Below are 16,936 nucleotides of genomic sequence, written 5' to 3'. Positions count from 1 at the left end.
ATTTACGTACAATATTCCTTAAAATGAAATCAATAACCAGCTATCTATCTGTATTTTGTATTGCCTTATTATTTATTTCTTGCGGAAAAGAACGCGAGCAAATTAATGATAATCTGGTTTTTAGATATAATGAGAGTTCAAACATCACTTCTCTCGACCCTGCTTTCTCTAAAGTACAATCTAATATATGGGCTTGTAACCATATTTATAACGGACTTGTCCAACTTGATGACCGCTTAAATATTAAACCTGACATTGCTAAATCATGGATAATTAGTCCTGATGCAATGACCTATACTTTTACTTTACGCAATGATATTTATTTTCAAAAACACATTCTTTTTGGGAAAGATAGTACAAGAACTGTAAAAGCATCTGACTTTGAATATAGCCTAAACCGTTTATTAGATGAAAAAATTGCTTCGCCAGGTGGCTGGGTATTGCAAAATGTAGCCAGTATCAAATCACAAAATGATAGTGTATTCCAGATAAAACTAATGAAACCTTTCCCTGCATTTTTAGGATTAATGACGATGAAATATGCCTCAGTAGTTCCTAAAGAAGTAGTTGCTTTTTACGGCAGTGATTTTCGTGCACACCCAATAGGAACAGGACCTTTTCAGTTTAAATTATGGGAGGAAAACGTAAAATTAGTATTGCGAAAAAACCCTTTGTACTTTGAGAAAGATGCAAAAGGAAATCATTTACCCTACTTAGAAGCCGTAGCTATTACTTTCTTGCCTGATAAACAAAGTGGGTTTTTACAGTTTATCCAAGGAAAACTCGATTTCACTTCTGGATTAGATCCTTCTTATAAAGATGAGATTTTGACTCAAGTAGGAGAATTGCAACCTAAGTATAAAAACGATGTCAATTTAATTACAGGACCTTACCTCAACACAGAGTATTTAGGATTTAGAATGGATGGCACCAATAAAGCAGTACTCGATAAACGCATTCGTCAAGCAATGAATTATGGTTTTGACCGTCCAAAAATGATTACCTATTTGCGTAACAACATGGGAACACCCGCTGTGAACGGAATGATCCCTATGGGACTGCCTAGTTTTAATAATGCAAAGGGCTATAAATATGACATCGAAAAAGCAAAGCAGCTCATTCTTGAATACAAAAAAGCAACTGGTGATAAAAAGCCCGTAATCCAATTGAGTACAAATGCTTCCTATGTTGACATTGGAGAGTTTTTACAACGCGAATGGCAAAAGATTGGTTTAGATGTTCAGGTAGACATTAGTCCGCCATCTACTTTGCGCCAAGCAATAGCTACTGGAAAAGTAACTTTCTTTAGAGCGAGCTGGATTGCTGATTATCCTGACGCGGAGAATTACCTTTCTCTCTTTTATAGTAAAAACTTCTCACCAGAAGGTCCAAATTACACCCATTTTAAAAACACCGAATTTGATCGCCTTTATGAATTAGCCTTTAAAGAAACTAACAATGAAAAACGTTATTTATTATATCAAAAAATGGATGCCATCATAATCAGTGAAGCACCAGTGATTCCTTTATTTTATGACAAAGTGGCCCGTTTTACTCGCAAAAACATTACAGGACTTGGTATGAATCCTTTAAATTTATTAAGTTTGAAAAACGTAAAGAAAATTTAAAAACTAATACAAAAAGTAAAAAAATGTAATTTTCATAAAACGCACCTAAAATTATTGCTTGAAATAATAACATATTGTCTTTTCTAACGTTTACTCTTAAAAAAAAGACTTAATTTTGGAACTTATAAAGCATTTTATCTATAAAATCCTATAAATACCACAACATTATAATAAAAATAGTTATGAAAAATTTTTACGCATCAATACTTTTAATTTTTTCTTGCATTACACTAACAGTAGCACAAAACAATAATATCACGGAATCAAACCCGTTTCCTACTTTAAGTACACTTACTACCTGGGCAGCATACAACTCTCAACCCAAATTTGATTTAGAGATAAGAAACTTAGGTTTTAAATTTGAAGAAAAGATTGCTGCAGGAGCAACTACTTCTTTCACTTATATCCGTAAAACTAAAGTTAGTGACATTAACTATACTGATCGTATAGTATATAAAATTGCTAATGACAACTCCGCTAGCATCATTTCATTAGTTACAGCATCTACTGATTTAGTTCGTTTTTACAGTCCACAACTTACAAATTACAAAATTGGTAAATGCGAAACTGAAATGGCAAAAGACTCAAAAACTACTTGTTCATGTTACGAAAGTGCTAATTTCTCAATTGACTTATGTGATGAGAGAGTAAAATTATCAATGGGTGATGGAAACAAATATTTCCTATCAGTTACAAAAAAATAATACCAGTTTTAATTTAATATAAAACGCTTTATTACTTCAGCAACACCGTGGTCATTATTTGAGGCAACAATCACATCTGCCTTATCTTTTAACTCCGGTGTCACGTTAGCCACCCAAACACCCAAACCGGCATATTCAATCATTGTCAAGTCATTTCCTGCATTTCCTACAGCTATAATTTCGCTTTGAAGGATACCAAGCTTCTGAGCTATTATTTTAATACTTGCCGCTTTATCGATTCCGTGTTGCGCAACTTCTAGAAAAAAAGGCTTTGACATACTTACACTTAAATGTGGCATAGCCCTTTTTAAGTCTTTTTCAACTTCTACTAAATAGCTTGGCTCTTCTAACAAAATACATTTTACCGCAGCAGTTTGCACTGTTTCCTTAAAGCTAGTCACTTTATTGTGTTCCAAACCAGTTATATTTAATTCTATATCAATATATTTTGAGTCGGTTTCACTTACTACTTTTCCGTCCAAATAAGTAATAATATCCGTTTTGCTTTTTACACTGTAATCATATAATTCGTGTATTTGCTCTTTGGTTAGCATTTGTTCAAAGATCACTTTATCCTCTTTTAAATCCGTAATAACGGCGCCATTATAAGATATCATATACGAATTATCCAAACCTAATTCTCTAGCATAATTAACCATCGCTGGTGTTGGACGTCCCGATGCTAAAATAATGTACACTCCTTTTTCTTTGGCTAAAGCCAACATCTCTTTATTCTCATTAGAAATAGTATGATCATCTGTTAACAGCGTATCATCCATATCTAAAACTAACATTTTATATTTCATCTTTTATTTTTTAAAGTAAAAAACCCTGATACGCCTAGTATGCGGTCAGGGTTTTTTACGATACTAATTTTTATATTAGATATTTAATCTGAACTCCTCAATAATAGGATTCACTTTTGAAAAATCAGTCTCTTGAACAAATAATTCAACTGCTGAACCCGAAGTACCAAAACCAGCCAATCGACCCGATTGAATATTGTCTTTCATCAAGACATCTACATTTACAGCTTCAATTTTTTCTTTTAAGGCTAAAGCCAAAATTTCACTTCCTGAAAACACTTTCATTAATCCCATAGCATTTTTATTTATCGTTTATTACTTATTCTTTTTCTTTAAAATCTAATAACTGAATCTATTCTTTTTCTTGACTTTCTTCTTCTTCATCCTCATCCTCTTCTTCAACACCATCAAAGTCGAATTCAAAAGGTTCATCAAGCATTTTATCTGCTAGAGATTCTATACGATCGGTAAGTTCTGATGCAAAGATGATGCGTTGCGTTTTTACGATACTATTAGAAATACGCATTATTCTAGTTTCATGACGTAATTTTAAAATAGGATCAGCATCATCAACGATAAACATTTTTAGACGGTTGACATTATAACCCGCTGTGGTAAACATCTCACTCAATTTACTTGGCGTTCCTACAAGCACATCAATACCTCCTGAAATAAAATTTTTATCATATTCCATGTCACCTTTTTCATGAACACCAAACACTGTTAAATCAGTATGTTTGCCATATTTTTCAAACATAGCCAGCATTTCAAGCACTTTGTCTTTGTCTTGAACTACAATTAGTGCACGCGGTGATTGCTCTCCCTCTTTTACTAATTGCTGAATAACATTAATTACAATTGTAGTTGTTCTTCCGCTTCCCGCAGGGGATAATATCAAACAATCAGCACCACTTTTTATAGTCGAAAATGTTTCTTGTTGCAAGATATTAGCTTCGGTTAAACCGTTATTGATTAAAGATTCTTTTAAGCCTTCGTTTAATTTTTTTAATTTCATTATCTATGATTGAAAGATTTAAAATCGGAATTTTAAATCATTAATTTATTTCTATTTTATTTTGATGCAAAAAGCTTTACGTCATTCTCTGATATTTCGCTTCCGCCAAGGATAATCAAGCGTTCTACAACATTGCGCAATTCTCTAATATTTCCTGTCCAATCGTATTCTTGCAATAACTTAATGGCATCTTTAGAAAACTTCTTAACTGCTGTACCTTGCTCTGAAGCAATTTTATTAGTGAAATGCGTAATAAGCAATGGGATATCATCACGTCTTTCATTTAAAGACGGTACTTTTATCAATATTACAGCAAGCCTATGATATAAATCCTCACGGAAACGTCCTTCGGTAATTTCAACTTTTAAATCTTTATTGGTTGCAGCTACCACACGTACGTCTACTTTGATGTCTTTGTCTGCTCCTACTCTTGTTATCATACTCTCCTGCAAAGCACGCAACACTTTGGCTTGAGCCGAAAGACTCATATCACCAATTTCATCTAAGAAAATAGTTCCTTTGTCAGCAGCTTCAAACTTACCAGCGCGATCTTTCACGGCAGAAGTAAACGCCCCTTTTACGTGGCCAAACAATTCACTTTCTATTAATTCGCTAGGAATCGCAGCACAATTCACCTCGATCAAAGGAAAAGCGGCGCGCTCACTTTTTTCATGTAATTGGTGCGCAACTAGTTCTTTTCCGGTTCCGTTAGGACCTGTAATTAAAACTCTAGCTTCGGTTTCAGCTACTTTATCAATCATCACTTTGATCAAATTGATTGCTTCACTCTCCCCTACCATTTCGTAGTTTTTGCTGACTTTTTTCTTTAAAATCTTATTCTCAACTACGAGTTGTTTTTTGTCTAATGCGTTTCGTACCGTATTTAACAATCGGTTTAAATCTGGTGGTTTTGAGATATAATCAAAAGCTCCCATTCGCATGGTATTTATTGCCGTTTCCATATCGCCATGACCTGAGATCATTACCATTGGAATTTCGGGTTTTATTTTCTTTACTTCTTCTAGTAATTCAACACCATCCATTTTTGGCATTTTGATATCACAAAGTACTAGATCGTAATCGTTGTTTTTTATTTTTTCAAAACCTATAACACCATCTTCTGCATCTTCTACTTCGTAGGTATCATTTTCTTCTGATAGAATTTTTGTTAATACTCTACGTATCGCTGCTTCGTCTTCTATGATTAGTATTTTTGGCATGTTTTATATATATTATTCGGTTATTCTTTGCTTGATTGTTGCTTCCTAAATTTTTATCTAAATACACAATTAACAAACCTATTGCTTGCGATCTAGCCCTGATGGAGCCGGTATCCTTGTAATCCCGCTCCCGATAACTCGGGACGGGATGGAAAGATAAAGGGGACAGCAGGTACTGTGTATACTGACAAAAACCAAGCCATTCGCTCCAAAACCTTTTTATTTTCAGCTTTATATCAATAATAATAGCGCTTAATACTACGGCTTTTTATCCCGTGTATTTCAACCAACGGTATAGCTCTTTCCAACTTGGTTTTTTTCCGTACATTAATATTCCTACTCGGTATATTTTTGCTGCGAACCAAACAACACCAAAGAAAGTTGCGAATAATAGTGTTACTGATATTGCAATTTCCCACAAAGGTACGCCAAATGGAATACGCATGAGCATCACGATGGGAGAAGTAAGCGGAATCATTGAAAACACAACCGCTACTGTGCCGTGCGGATCATTGATTACACTAAAAAACCCAACATAAACACTTAACATTAATGGCATTATAATAGGTAATAAAAATTGCTGAGAGTCGGTTTGATTATCTACCGCAGCGCCAATAGCAGCATAAAATGAGCTGTATAAAAAGTATCCGCCTATAAAATAAACGACAAAACTAATTAAGATTGTTGCGATAGGTAGATTCCACAATTCCATAATATACATTTGCGCAGTACTTGTAAATTGTTGTTGCGCTTCGTTTAGCATTTCGGGTGGCACTTTTGCAGTTGGCCCTACGTTGACTCCAAAAAATATAGAAGCCGCAAACATTAATGACAACCCAATTATTGCCCAAATGAAAAATTGCAAAATCCCAGCTAATGATGTTCCAATGATTTTACCAATCATTAATTGAAATGGCTTAACCGAGGAAATAATGATTTCGATAATACGGTTCGTTTTTTCTTCGATTACGCTTCGCATTACCATGTTACCATAGATAATGATAAACATCATAATAAGATAACCAAAACCACCACCTATGGCGATTTTAATTTCGTTAAGCCCTTTTAAACTAGCTTCTCCAGAAGCTTTAGTAAGACTGATACTTACCTTTGATTGTGCTTTTTGAATAGCAAGGGTATCCAAACTTGCTTTTTGAAGATTGATATTAGTCAGCTTATTAGCAACCGTATTCTGTACTTTTTCAATGAACACAATACTAGGACTGCTGTTTGAAACAAATTGAATTTTAGATTCTAAATCTGTAATCGAAGTTGTTTTAGGTATGACTAGTAAACCTTCAAAGCTTTCGTTTGTAATACTATCTTTGAGCGCACTGATAGGAACCGAAGTGAGATCAAGGTACTTATAACTTTTATCGATTTTATTTTTATTGGTAAATTCCTTTACAAATAATCCCGATTCATCGTGAATTGCAATACGTTTTGTATCGGCTTTCATAGAACCTAAATATCCTATAAATGCAGCAATAGCGACAAATAATAGCGGACTTAAAAAAGTCATTACAATAAAGGATTTATTGCGCACTTTTGCAACAAACTCTCTTTTTATGATTAATGATATGATGCTCATAATTTTAAATTATCAAATATGAAAACCCAAACTGAATATGGATTATGAAATTTATAATACTGCTTATTTCTCGCTTACTGCTTGAATAAAAATATCGTTTACTGTAGGGATTTTTTCAACAAAATGAGTGACTTGTCCTTGCTGAGTCAAAATATTCAATAACTCATTAGGCATTCCGTTTCCTAATTGCACTTCTAGTTTTAACTCGTTATTTAACGATTTAAAATTTGCAGGAGCAACAGTAAACTTTTGCGTAAGCGCATACATTAATTGCTCTACATTACTTGATAGGATTCCTACTTCAAAACTATTTGTTCTATAATCTCTTTTTACGGCATCTAGTTTTCCTTCAATCAGTTTGTTTGACTTATGAATTAAAGCAATATGGTCACACAATTCCTCGACACTCTCCATACGATGTGTAGAGAATATAATCGTAGCTCCTTCCTCTCTTAATGCCAGAATTTCATCTTTTATAATATTTGCATTAACGGGATCAAAACCAGAGAAAGGTTCATCAAAAATTAGCAATTTAGGCTTGTGCAAAACACAAACTACAAACTGAATCTTTTGTGCCATTCCTTTAGAAAGTTCTTGAATTTTTTTATTCCACCATCCTTGAATTCCCAATCGGTCAAACCAATAGTGTAGCTGCTTTGTTGCTTCGGCTTTAGACAATCCTTTCATTTGAGCCAAATACAAACATTGCTCCCCTACTTTCATACTGGTATACAACCCTCTTTCTTCAGGAAGATACCCTATATATTGTACGTGTTTGGGCTGTAGTTTTTCACCATCAAGAATTATTTCGCCACTATCAGGCAAAGTAATTTGATTTATGATTCTAATTAGGGACGTTTTTCCAGCTCCGTTAGGGCCTAAAAGACCGTAAATACTTCCTTTAGGAACAGTCAAGGAGACTTCGTTAAGCGCTACGTAATCACCGTATTGCTTAACCACTTTATTAACTTCAAGTAAGTTACTCATACTGAATTTTAAATTTATTTCCGCAGTGAGATTAAACAAATCCCGCGGCTGTGTAAAAGTAAATAATTAGTAGCGAAATCTTTATGATTCTCCATAAAAAAACCCATCCTTATTTTCACAAGGATGGGAATTATATTTTAGAAGAAACGAATACAAGATTCTTTCTATACTAAATTCATATTTAAGAAAACATATCTTTTACTTTCTCAAAAAATGATTTATCTGACTTTTCAGGATTTGGAACAAAATTATCATCTTCAAGATTTTTCTCAAAAAATTGTTTTTGTTCTTTATTTAATGTTTTAGGAGTCCAGACATTCACATGTACTAATAAGTCCCCGTTACCGTAGCCATTAATACTTGGAATACCTTTACCTTTTAATCTAAGGATTTTTCCTGATTGGATTCCGTCTTCTAATTTAATTCTCACTTTACCATTTACTGCTTCGATATCTTTAGAAACACCTAAAACAGCTTCAGCAAAACTAATGTATAAGTCATAATGTAAATTCTCTCCCTCACGTTTCAAGAATTCATGCTCTAACTCCTCAATAGCTACAATTAAATCCCCTGGAACACTGTTTCCTGGAGCATCGTTTCCTTTGTTAGAAACTTTTAATTGCATCCCGTCAACAACTCCAGCAGGAATCTTGATAGAAACAGTTTCATCTTCTAGAATCATTCCTTGAGCATCAGCTTCAGCAGGTTTTTTATCCAAAATTTGACCTGAACCACCACAAGTAGGACAAGTAGAAGCTGATTGCATTCTACCTAAAATTGTATTAGTCACGCGCATTACCTGCCCTTGACCATTACAAGTACCACAAGTTTTATAAGAAACCCCAGGTGCTTGTACTTTACGTTTAACTTTTACTTTTTTCTCAACACCATTAGCAATTTCCTCTAGTGTTAATTTTACTTTGATACGTAGGTTGCTTCCTTTAGTTCTGCGTTGACCACCGCCTCCGCCACCAAATCCGCCACCACCACCAAAAGCGCTACCAAAAATATCACCAAACTGGCTAAAGATATCGTCCATGTTCATGCCGCCTTGACCTCCGCCTCCGCCAAAACCACCAGAACCATCAAATGCTTGATGTCCATACTGGTCGTACTTCGCTTTTTTGCTTGGATCACTTAAAACTTCATAGGCTTCTGCAGCAACTTTAAACTTATCCTCTGCCGATTTGTCTCCAGGGTTTTTGTCAGGATGGTATTCTAATGCTTTTTTTCTGTAGGCTTTCTTAATTGCTGCAGCATCTGCATTTTTAGAAATACCTAATATCTCGTAAAAATCTTGTTTCATTTTAATTTTATTATGTTGAACCACAAACTGATGTCAGGATTCTTTAGATATACTATTAAAGACCTGTAATAATGTCCTTATTGTGTCTCTATTGTCCTATTACTACTTTAGGGAAACGAATAATCTTGTCACCTAATTTGTATCCTTTTTCAAGAACGTCTACAATTTTACCTTTCATTTTATCAGTAGGTGCTGGAATTTGAGTAATTGCTTCAGCAAAATCAGCATCAAATGGATCACCTGCTTTTACATCAACAACTTCTAATCCTTTAGTCACTAAAGTACTTTTCAATTTCTCATGAATAAGCTCAACACCTTTAGTCATTACCTCATCTTCTGATTTAGAAATTTCAATCATTGCTCTATCAAAATCATCAAGAACAGGCAACATTGCTAGTAAAACCTCTTGATTTGCCGTTTTAAACAACTCAATACGCTCTTTTGTAGTACGTCTTTTGTAATTTTCAAACTCAGCAAACAATCTCAAAAACTTATCTTTCTCTTGTGCTAAGTCTCTCGTTAATTGCTCTTCAACAGTTAATTCTTCTGCAACAACTTGTTCCTCATTAGCATTGTTCTCAATCGTTACATCTTCTAATTTTTGATCGATATCTGTATTTTCAGTAGCCATATTACTAGTATTTTTAAATATATTCTTAAACTTCATTTTTTGCACTTTTCTTTGGAAGGCAAAAGTACTGCCAAATCTTAAAAAATGTCAAATTGTCACGATAATTTTTAAAACACAGTCACTTTTACCCTATTCGTATTAATAACCGTATTTTTTAGCAATAAATAAAAATTTAATATAATTTTAAGATTGTTTAACCTAAATTTCGATATGTTTGTTTTAGATTCTAATCCAAATTTAGATTTTATGATCTACTAAAAAATTAAGATTGGTTTTGCCCTAATTATTAATTCGTGATTACCCTATATCAAAAAAAGCTTTGTTGCAATAACAAAGCTTTTTTTATATAAACCTAATTCTTAGTTATCACTACAACAACGCTGCTTTTAAAGCCTCAAAGTCAACGACTAGCTGTTCTCCTGAAGCTAGGTTTTTTAAAGAATAACTATTGGTCTCCATTTCTTTATCTCCAGCGATTACTGCATAAGGTATATTTCTCCTGTCGGCATGTTGAAACTGTTTAGCCATTTTGGCACTATCTGGATACAACTCTACTTTAACTCCTGCAGCTCTTAATTTTTTAATGGCTTGCATTGCATACAAAGCTTCATTATCTCCGTAATTAATAAACAATGCTTTTGTTGCAGTTGTAACTGTTTCTGGAAATAAATTCAACTCTTCTACAACCAAATAAATTCGGTCTAAACCAAATGAAATTCCAACACCACTCATGTTTTTCAAACCAAAAATACCCGTCAAATCATCATACCTTCCACCGCCACCAATGGACCCCATAGCAACAGTTTTTGGCGCAGCCACTTCAAAAATAGCTCCTGTATAATAATTTAATCCACGAGCTAAGGTTACATCTAAATCTAAAATAGCTGTAGCTAATCCCAATTTAGACACATTATCACATATAAAACGCAATTCTTCTACTCCTTTCATCCCTTCATTTGAAGCCGCTAAAAGTTGTGATAATTGGGTTATTTTTTCAGAAATCGTTCCCGTAAAATGAAATAAAGGCTGCACTTTTTCAATTGCATCTGCAGTGATTCCTTTTTCAATCATTTCCTTTTTCACTCCGTCCTCGCCTATCTTGTCCAGTTTATCTAGAGCTACAGTAAAGTCAATTAACTTATCCGAAGCGCCAATTACCTCAGCAATTCCAGATAATATTTTCCTGTTATTGATTTTTATTGTAACACCATCTAATCCTAAAGCCGTAAAAACAGTATCATACAATTGCACTAATTCTACTTCCTGCCATAATGAAGTAGATCCAACCACATCAGCATCACACTGAAAAAATTCTCTAAAACGTCCTTTTTGCGGACGGTCAGCACGCCAAACTGGCTGAATTTGATACCTTTTAAAAGGAAACTCTATGTCATTCTGGTGCTGCACCACGTATCTTGCAAACGGAACTGTTAAGTCATAACGCAACGCTTTTTCTGAAATACTTGATGTTAATTTTGTACTGTCTCTGCTTTCTAAATGAGCCTCATTGGCTTTCGCCAAATAATCACCTGAATTTAATATCTTAAAAATCAAACGATCTCCTTCTTCTCCATATTTCCCCATCAAAGTATCGGAGTTTTCAAAAGAAGGGGTTTCGATGGGTTGAAAACCAAATTTTTCGAAATTACTTCTAATAATCTGCATGATATATTGACGCTTTGCTACTTCAGTAGGCGAAAAATCTCTTGTCCCTTTTGGTATACTTGGTTTTGATGCCATTATAATAAGTTATGAATTTTAAATGATATATTATGAATTACAAACTAAAACCGATTATTGAAATCACTGTTTTTTATTTTAACTTCATAAATAGGACTGCAAATATCTAATTTTTTAAATAAACATTTTTAGAAATTCCCTATTATCTCAAATTCCTTCTTTTTATCTTTATTTTGAGATACTTTTTTCAAAAATACTTTTAATTCCGTTGTTAATGGTAGTTGATTTTGATTGTTCCAAAAATCGGCCGAATAAGGAAACTTAGCCTTGAATATATCTTTATCAACAGAGAAATTAGATTCCACCTTATCGCGAGTTACTGCATTGGTTATAAAATAGTCCATTGCAAAATCAACATAAGCTGGTTTTGTATCTTTTTTATTTCTCAAAACTTCTAACTGCGTATTAAGTTTTGAACTTTTTAAATAATATTTATTTAAAATTTCATTTTTACTGTAACTAAAAAATCGCTCATAGTTTGTTGTTTTATAGCGCATACTCGATAATGTGAATTTCACATAGGGTATTAGATCAGGATTATCATAAAGTGAGATATAATGCTCCACGATAGCATAGTCATTCTTATTGATAATAAAATAGCCTTTGAGCGTCTGTCCCCAAGCATTTTTCTCCTTTCCTTCAAATACTATTTTTCGAAAATCAGCATCATTATAAATTACCTCCGTAAAATTCGTCTTCTCTCTAATTGGTATTGGCGGGCTAAAAAACTGATTAAAGTCAGGCAATGTAAAATCGATAGCATTCTTTTTTTCGAACAAACTTGTCTTTCTCATATTTAAGACCTCGATGTCATAAGGATATTTTGAGTTATCATACCTCCCTCTTTTACCCTGAATATCTTGTAAAACAATAATACTATCCTCATTTTTCAATATACTTCTTAAAAAGAAATTAACTGTATACTCCTTGATAAAATTATCGCTCATTTTATCATATACTTTTTTCATAAAAGGCTCAACATTCGAAACAAGTACTTCATCTAATATAAAAGCTTTGGATTCCATAAAAACAGTGTCCTTTTTTGCTATAGCATCGAAAGTACTTTTAATGGAGTTGTAACCTAATAAATTAAAATTAATTTCATTTTTGCTGGAATTAAAAATAAAAAAACCTTCATGATTTGTTGAGGAGTTATCAATATCATTAGAAACGCTAACATTTTCTAAAGGAAATTTTGTCTCTTTATCAACAATTAATTTGTTAACATTGAAAACCTGTGAGCGTCCTACACTGCTGATAAAAACGAGACAGCAAAGAGTAAAAAAGATGTTATTCATTTTTTAAATTTGTAAATTAAATTTCTAGAAATCAAACAAATATGCAATTTTTAAACAGTAAATTTCTTATTTATAAAATAAAAAACACTTCTTGTAAAACAAACTTGTAACAAAAATTGTATTTTCGTGTCAAACTAGTATGATGCTAAATTTATTCAAAGAAAATGTACGGATTGCTATAGGTTCCATTAGAACTCAAATGCTAAGAACTATTCTTACCGTAATTATTATTGCTATAGGAATTACCGCTTTGGTTGGTATCCTAACCGTTGTTTCGGCATTGGAGAATACTATTTCTTCCGATTTTGCTTCTATGGGTGCCAATACCTTCAATATAAAGCAATATGAAAACACCACTCGTAGACGTGGTGGCGATGAGCGAGAAGTAATCAATCCTATAATTTCCTATCCTGAAGCAGTAGCATTCAAGAATAAATACAAATACCCTTTTACCGAAACATCAGTTTCATTTACGGCAACTTCATCTGCCGAGGTAAAATATGAAGCCAATAAAACCGATCCAGAAATATCGGTTCTAGGTGTAGACGAATTCTTCTTAACTAATTCTGGATTAGAAACCGATTTAGGACGTAATTTTACCAATTTTGATATTAGTAACAATACCTATTCTTGTATTGTAGGTTCTGATTTTGGAAAAGGATTATTAAAAGATATCAATCCAATTGATAAAATAATTTCGATTCGTGGTGCTCGTTTTAAAGTAATAGGAATCTTAAAAGAAAAGGGGTCTACTTTTGGCAACAGCCAAGATTTACGTGTCCTAATTCCTATACAAGTCGCGCGATCTTTATTTACCGCACCTAATATTAACTACACGATGAGTGTCATGGTTTCTAACAAGCAATTTCTTGAAGAAGCCATTGATAATGCCAATAGCACCATGCGTAGGGTAAGAAAGTTGAGTCCTATAAAAGACAATAACTTTGGTATTGTTCGTTCCGATGATTTGATAAATCGAATCCTAAGCATCACACAATATTTAGGAATCGCCTCTTGGTTTATTGGTATCATTACCATATTAGGTTCTTCAATAGCATTAATGAACATCATGTTTGTATCTGTAACCGATAGGACTCGTGAAATAGGAGTAAGAAAAGCACTTGGAGCAAAAAGAAGTACAATTGCTTACCAATTTTTCATAGAGACTTTAATAATAGGCCAATTAGGTGGAATTGTAGGAATTATTTTTGGTGTCCTTATTGGTTTTGGTATTGCAACTGCAATGGGATTTGTGTTTGTGATTCCGTGGATGGCAATGCTTGCTGCATTTATCACTAGTTTTATTGTAGCCATTATTTCAGGATTATACCCTGCTTTAAAAGCGTCTAAACTAGACCCCATTGAATCTTTGCGCTACGAATAGAGATCAATAACTATTACAAACTGCTTTTTGTCATGCGGTCGTTTCCATAAATATCTTTTCGCAGCTGGGTGTTTTTAAATTGCAATTCATCCAGCAAAGCAACCGTTTCTTTACCTAAATATTGATTAATTTCAAAATACAACTGCCCGCTTGGAACTAGATTTTTCTGGGCAAGCTCGGCTATTTTTCGATAAAAAATCAAAGCATCATCATCTTCTACAAAAAGTGCTAAATGAGGTTCATTGTCTAAAACATTCTTTTTAATTTCCTGCTTTTCTAAATTCCGAACATAAGGAGGATTAGAAACGATAATATCAAACTGTTGGTTTAAATCTTTGGTTTCAAGGATATTTTGCAGTAAAAAAGTGACTTTAACATCATTATTTGCGGCATTTATTTTGGCTGTAGCCAAAGCATTCTCCGAAACATCAATTGCAAAAACTTGAGCATTTGGAACGTTCTTAGCTAAAGCAATAGCAATACATCCGCTACCGGTACCAATATCTAGAATTTTCAAACTCTTTATTTCTGATCTTTTCAAACAGTCGCTTACAATCCACTCAACCAATTCTTCAGTTTCTGATCTCGGAATCAAAACGTGTTCATTTACCTCAAATTCTAATCCGTAAAAACTAGTGTTTCCCAGCAAATACTGCACTGGAATTTCTAATTTTAATTGTTCTAAAAGCGTGTTCCAAACCACTAATTCTTCTTGAGAAAATACTAAGTCTGGCTGCAGAGCCAAATCAATTCTTTTTAATTGGTTTTTATCTTCTAATATTAAATAAAAGAAACTCTCCGCTTCGTCTTCACCGTGTATAGGAGAAAGTGCTTGAATAAACTGGTCTCGATACTGTTTAATTTTCATTTTATTTCTATTGCTTTATAAATCCAAGATTCATAATTCATTTACTTATAGTTTTTTCAACATCCAAATTGGGCATGAGGTATGTCCCGTACTTCCCATTGGACCATCAATGTATTTAAAACCTGATTTTTTATATAATTTTTGAGCACCAAGCATAAAAGGCATTGTTTCTAGATAACAGCTTTCAAACCCCATCTCTTTTGCATTTTTTAAGCAAGTATCCATCATTTTAGCACCAAGACCTAATCCTCTTGTTTCTGGCAGAAAATACATTTTTTGCAATTCACAAATGGATTCTGCTTCATTTTCTAAGGGTGCAATTCCGGCTACACCTACAATCTTATCCTCTTTTTCAAGTACATAATAAACAGATTTTGGTTTACTATATTCTTCAAACATTAAATCCAAATAAGGATCTTCATATGCAGTTCCTACTTTTGGAATATTCATTTCGTCAAAAACAGCACGTATCAAAGCTGCTACGGCTTGATTGTCTTTTTTTTCAATTTTTCTAATAATACAATTCTCCATTATCTACTACTTAATTATAATAGGACAAAAATAGAAATAGTTTGTTGTAATTTACTGTAGTTTCAAAACTAATGTTAATCCTTCGGCTTCAGCCTAAAAATAATTACTTTTGCATTGTGAATATACATGAAAAATACATCGAGCGTTGCATTGCCTTAGCCAAAAACGGTTTAGGAACTACCTACCCAAACCCTATGGTGGGTAGCGTTATTGTTTATAATGATACTATAATTGGTGAAGGCTGGCATAAAAAATCGGGGGAAGGGCATGCCGAAGTAAACGCAATAAACTCCGTTAAAGATAAATCGCTGCTTAAAAAAGCAACCATTTACGTTAGTTTAGAACCTTGTAGCCATTTTGGAAAAACACCTCCTTGTTGTGATTTGATTATAAAAAATGAGATTCCCTACGTAGTGGTTGGTACAGTTGACCCAAACATTCAAGTAGCAGGAAACGGAATTAAGAGATTAGTTGCCGCTGGTGCAAAAGTTACTGTGGGTATTTTAGAAAAAGAATGCAACCAACTCAACAAACGTTTTTTTACCTTTCATTTAAAGAAAAGACCCTACATTATTTTAAAATGGGCCGAAAGCAATGATGGATTTATTGCACCCGAAAGTAAAGACGAACAAAAACCGGTTTGGATTACAAATGCTTATTCAAGACAATTAGTACATAAATGGCGAAGTGAAGAGCAAGCCATTCTTGTAGGAACGCAAACCGTTCTTGATGACAACCCAAAACTAGATGTTAGAGATTGGACAGGAGCTAATCCTGTGCGTGTGGTTTTAGATCAAAATAATAGAATTCCAAACTCACTCCATGTTTTTGACAATCAAGTTAAAACAATTTTTATATCAAAATCTAAACCGGAAACACAACAAGAAAACTGCCTCTTTGAAAGTATAGACTTTGAACAAAATATAGCGTCTCAAGTTACCGAAGTATTATACAAACACAAAATACAATCTGTGATTATTGAAGGAGGCCGACAAACTTTACAGACATTTATAACTGCTAATTTATGGGATGAAGCACGCATCTTCATAGGAAACGCATCCTTTAAAACAGGAACTACAGCTCCTGAAATAGCAAGGAAAAATCTAGAAAAATTTGCAATTCTTGACGATGAACTTATAAAAATATTCAATCATGATTGATGATTTGGGAACGTATTTATCAATTTAGACAAGTATTAAGAAGACGTTGTAGACTTATTTAGCAAAC

Annotated in this window: 16 protein-coding genes; 4 read left to right on the top strand and 12 right to left on the bottom strand. The window is 33.5% G+C overall.

The window, feature by feature from the left end:
- Positions 1-23: 23 nt before the first annotated feature.
- Both HNP99_RS16190 and HNP99_RS16185 read left to right on the top strand, forming a co-directional pair.
- Positions 24-1,628 carry an ABC transporter substrate-binding protein gene (locus HNP99_RS16190; protein ID WP_173854493.1) on the top strand — a complete coding sequence of 535 codons (1,605 nt, stop codon included), beginning with the start codon at positions 24-26 and terminating at the stop codon, positions 1,626-1,628.
- A gap of 182 nt (positions 1,629-1,810) precedes the next feature.
- Positions 1,811-2,332 carry a hypothetical protein gene (locus HNP99_RS16185; protein ID WP_173854492.1) on the top strand — a complete coding sequence of 174 codons (522 nt, stop codon included), beginning with the start codon at positions 1,811-1,813 and terminating at the stop codon, positions 2,330-2,332.
- An 8-nt stretch (positions 2,333-2,340) separates the two neighbouring features.
- Here the strand turns inward: HNP99_RS16185 and HNP99_RS16180 are convergent, their stop codons facing one another.
- From HNP99_RS16180 to HNP99_RS16135, 10 genes are all read right to left on the bottom strand, one after another.
- Positions 2,341-3,138 carry a Cof-type HAD-IIB family hydrolase gene (locus tag HNP99_RS16180; protein WP_173854491.1) on the bottom strand — a complete coding sequence of 266 codons (798 nt, stop codon included), beginning with the start codon at positions 3,136-3,138 and terminating at the stop codon, positions 2,341-2,343.
- Between the two features lie 75 nt (positions 3,139-3,213).
- Complete coding sequence (locus HNP99_RS16175) at positions 3,214-3,432, bottom strand: DUF2007 domain-containing protein (RefSeq protein WP_173854490.1); 219 nt, start codon at positions 3,430-3,432, stop codon at positions 3,214-3,216.
- Positions 3,433-3,490: 58 nt separating this feature from the next.
- Positions 3,491-4,153, bottom strand: coding sequence for a DEAD/DEAH box helicase (locus HNP99_RS16170; RefSeq protein WP_173854489.1), 663 nt, complete (start codon positions 4,151-4,153; stop codon positions 3,491-3,493).
- A gap of 56 nt (positions 4,154-4,209) precedes the next feature.
- Positions 4,210-5,373 (bottom strand): sigma-54-dependent transcriptional regulator, encoded by a 1,164-nt coding sequence (locus tag HNP99_RS16165; RefSeq protein WP_173854488.1) that lies wholly within the window; start codon positions 5,371-5,373, stop codon positions 4,210-4,212.
- A gap of 268 nt (positions 5,374-5,641) precedes the next feature.
- Positions 5,642-6,964 (bottom strand): ABC transporter permease, encoded by a 1,323-nt coding sequence (locus HNP99_RS16160; RefSeq protein WP_173854487.1) that lies wholly within the window; start codon positions 6,962-6,964, stop codon positions 5,642-5,644.
- A gap of 63 nt (positions 6,965-7,027) precedes the next feature.
- Positions 7,028-7,951, bottom strand: coding sequence for an ABC transporter ATP-binding protein (locus HNP99_RS16155; RefSeq protein ID WP_173854486.1), 924 nt, complete (start codon positions 7,949-7,951; stop codon positions 7,028-7,030).
- Between the two features lie 181 nt (positions 7,952-8,132).
- Positions 8,133-9,257: a molecular chaperone DnaJ gene (gene dnaJ, locus HNP99_RS16150; RefSeq protein ID WP_173854485.1), complete on the bottom strand. Its 1,125-nt coding sequence runs from the start codon at positions 9,255-9,257 to the stop codon at positions 8,133-8,135.
- Positions 9,258-9,345: 88 nt separating this feature from the next.
- Positions 9,346-9,924 (bottom strand): nucleotide exchange factor GrpE, encoded by a 579-nt coding sequence (locus HNP99_RS16145; protein ID WP_173854484.1) that lies wholly within the window; start codon positions 9,922-9,924, stop codon positions 9,346-9,348.
- Between the two features lie 333 nt (positions 9,925-10,257).
- Entirely contained in the window at positions 10,258-11,628 is a 1,371-nt protein-coding gene (gene hisS / locus HNP99_RS16140) for a histidine--tRNA ligase (RefSeq protein WP_173854483.1), read from the bottom strand.
- A 128-nt stretch (positions 11,629-11,756) separates the two neighbouring features.
- Entirely contained in the window at positions 11,757-12,926 is a 1,170-nt protein-coding gene (locus HNP99_RS16135) for a hypothetical protein (RefSeq protein WP_173854482.1), read from the bottom strand.
- Positions 12,927-13,065: 139 nt separating this feature from the next.
- Here HNP99_RS16135 and HNP99_RS16130 point away from each other — a divergent pair, with 139 nt between their 5' ends.
- Positions 13,066-14,310 carry an ABC transporter permease gene (locus HNP99_RS16130; RefSeq protein ID WP_173854481.1) on the top strand — a complete coding sequence of 415 codons (1,245 nt, stop codon included), beginning with the start codon at positions 13,066-13,068 and terminating at the stop codon, positions 14,308-14,310.
- Positions 14,311-14,323: 13 nt separating this feature from the next.
- Here HNP99_RS16130 and prmC read toward each other — a convergent pair whose 3' ends face one another.
- Entirely contained in the window at positions 14,324-15,178 is an 855-nt protein-coding gene (gene prmC, locus HNP99_RS16125) for a peptide chain release factor N(5)-glutamine methyltransferase (RefSeq protein ID WP_173854480.1), read from the bottom strand.
- 45 nt (positions 15,179-15,223) lie between these two features.
- Entirely contained in the window at positions 15,224-15,709 is a 486-nt protein-coding gene (locus tag HNP99_RS16120; RefSeq protein WP_173854479.1) for a GNAT family N-acetyltransferase, read from the bottom strand.
- A gap of 116 nt (positions 15,710-15,825) precedes the next feature.
- Between HNP99_RS16120 and ribD the strand changes: the two genes are divergently transcribed.
- The gene (gene ribD, locus HNP99_RS16115) at positions 15,826-16,869 is read left to right on the top strand and encodes a bifunctional diaminohydroxyphosphoribosylaminopyrimidine deaminase/5-amino-6-(5-phosphoribosylamino)uracil reductase RibD (protein WP_173854478.1); all 1,044 of its coding nucleotides are present in this window, start codon (positions 15,826-15,828) and stop codon (positions 16,867-16,869) included.
- Positions 16,870-16,936: the final 67 nt, after the last annotated feature.

It is taken from the genome of Flavobacterium gelidicaeli, from assembly GCF_013294005.1.
GTDB lineage: Bacteria > Bacteroidota > Bacteroidia > Flavobacteriales > Flavobacteriaceae > Flavobacterium.
The sequence above is the reverse complement of the archived record's forward strand: the minus strand, read 5'-3'. Positions and strand labels throughout refer to the sequence as shown.

Excerpts from the sequence above, each read along its gene's own strand:
- HNP99_RS16190 (WP_173854493.1), top strand. The coding sequence starts at position 24 with ATGAAATCAATAACCAGCTATCTATCTGTATTTTGTATTGCCTTATTA.
- HNP99_RS16185 (WP_173854492.1), top strand. The coding sequence starts at position 1,811 with ATGAAAAATTTTTACGCATCAATACTTTTAATTTTTTCTTGCATTACA.
- HNP99_RS16180 (WP_173854491.1), bottom strand. The coding sequence starts at position 3,138 with ATGAAATATAAAATGTTAGTTTTAGATATGGATGATACGCTGTTAACA.
- HNP99_RS16175 (WP_173854490.1), bottom strand. The coding sequence starts at position 3,432 with ATGGGATTAATGAAAGTGTTTTCAGGAAGTGAAATTTTGGCTTTAGCC.
- HNP99_RS16170 (WP_173854489.1), bottom strand. The coding sequence starts at position 4,153 with ATGAAATTAAAAAAATTAAACGAAGGCTTAAAAGAATCTTTAATCAAT.
- HNP99_RS16165 (WP_173854488.1), bottom strand. The coding sequence starts at position 5,373 with ATGCCAAAAATACTAATCATAGAAGACGAAGCAGCGATACGTAGAGTA.
- HNP99_RS16160 (WP_173854487.1), bottom strand. The coding sequence starts at position 6,964 with ATGAGCATCATATCATTAATCATAAAAAGAGAGTTTGTTGCAAAAGTG.
- HNP99_RS16155 (WP_173854486.1), bottom strand. The coding sequence starts at position 7,951 with ATGAGTAACTTACTTGAAGTTAATAAAGTGGTTAAGCAATACGGTGAT.
- dnaJ (WP_173854485.1), bottom strand. The coding sequence starts at position 9,257 with ATGAAACAAGATTTTTACGAGATATTAGGTATTTCTAAAAATGCAGAT.
- HNP99_RS16145 (WP_173854484.1), bottom strand. The coding sequence starts at position 9,924 with ATGAAGTTTAAGAATATATTTAAAAATACTAGTAATATGGCTACTGAA.
- hisS (WP_173854483.1), bottom strand. The coding sequence starts at position 11,628 with ATGGCATCAAAACCAAGTATACCAAAAGGGACAAGAGATTTTTCGCCT.
- HNP99_RS16135 (WP_173854482.1), bottom strand. The coding sequence starts at position 12,926 with ATGAATAACATCTTTTTTACTCTTTGCTGTCTCGTTTTTATCAGCAGT.
- HNP99_RS16130 (WP_173854481.1), top strand. The coding sequence starts at position 13,066 with ATGATGCTAAATTTATTCAAAGAAAATGTACGGATTGCTATAGGTTCC.
- prmC (WP_173854480.1), bottom strand. The coding sequence starts at position 15,178 with ATGAAAATTAAACAGTATCGAGACCAGTTTATTCAAGCACTTTCTCCT.
- HNP99_RS16120 (WP_173854479.1), bottom strand. The coding sequence starts at position 15,709 with ATGGAGAATTGTATTATTAGAAAAATTGAAAAAAAAGACAATCAAGCC.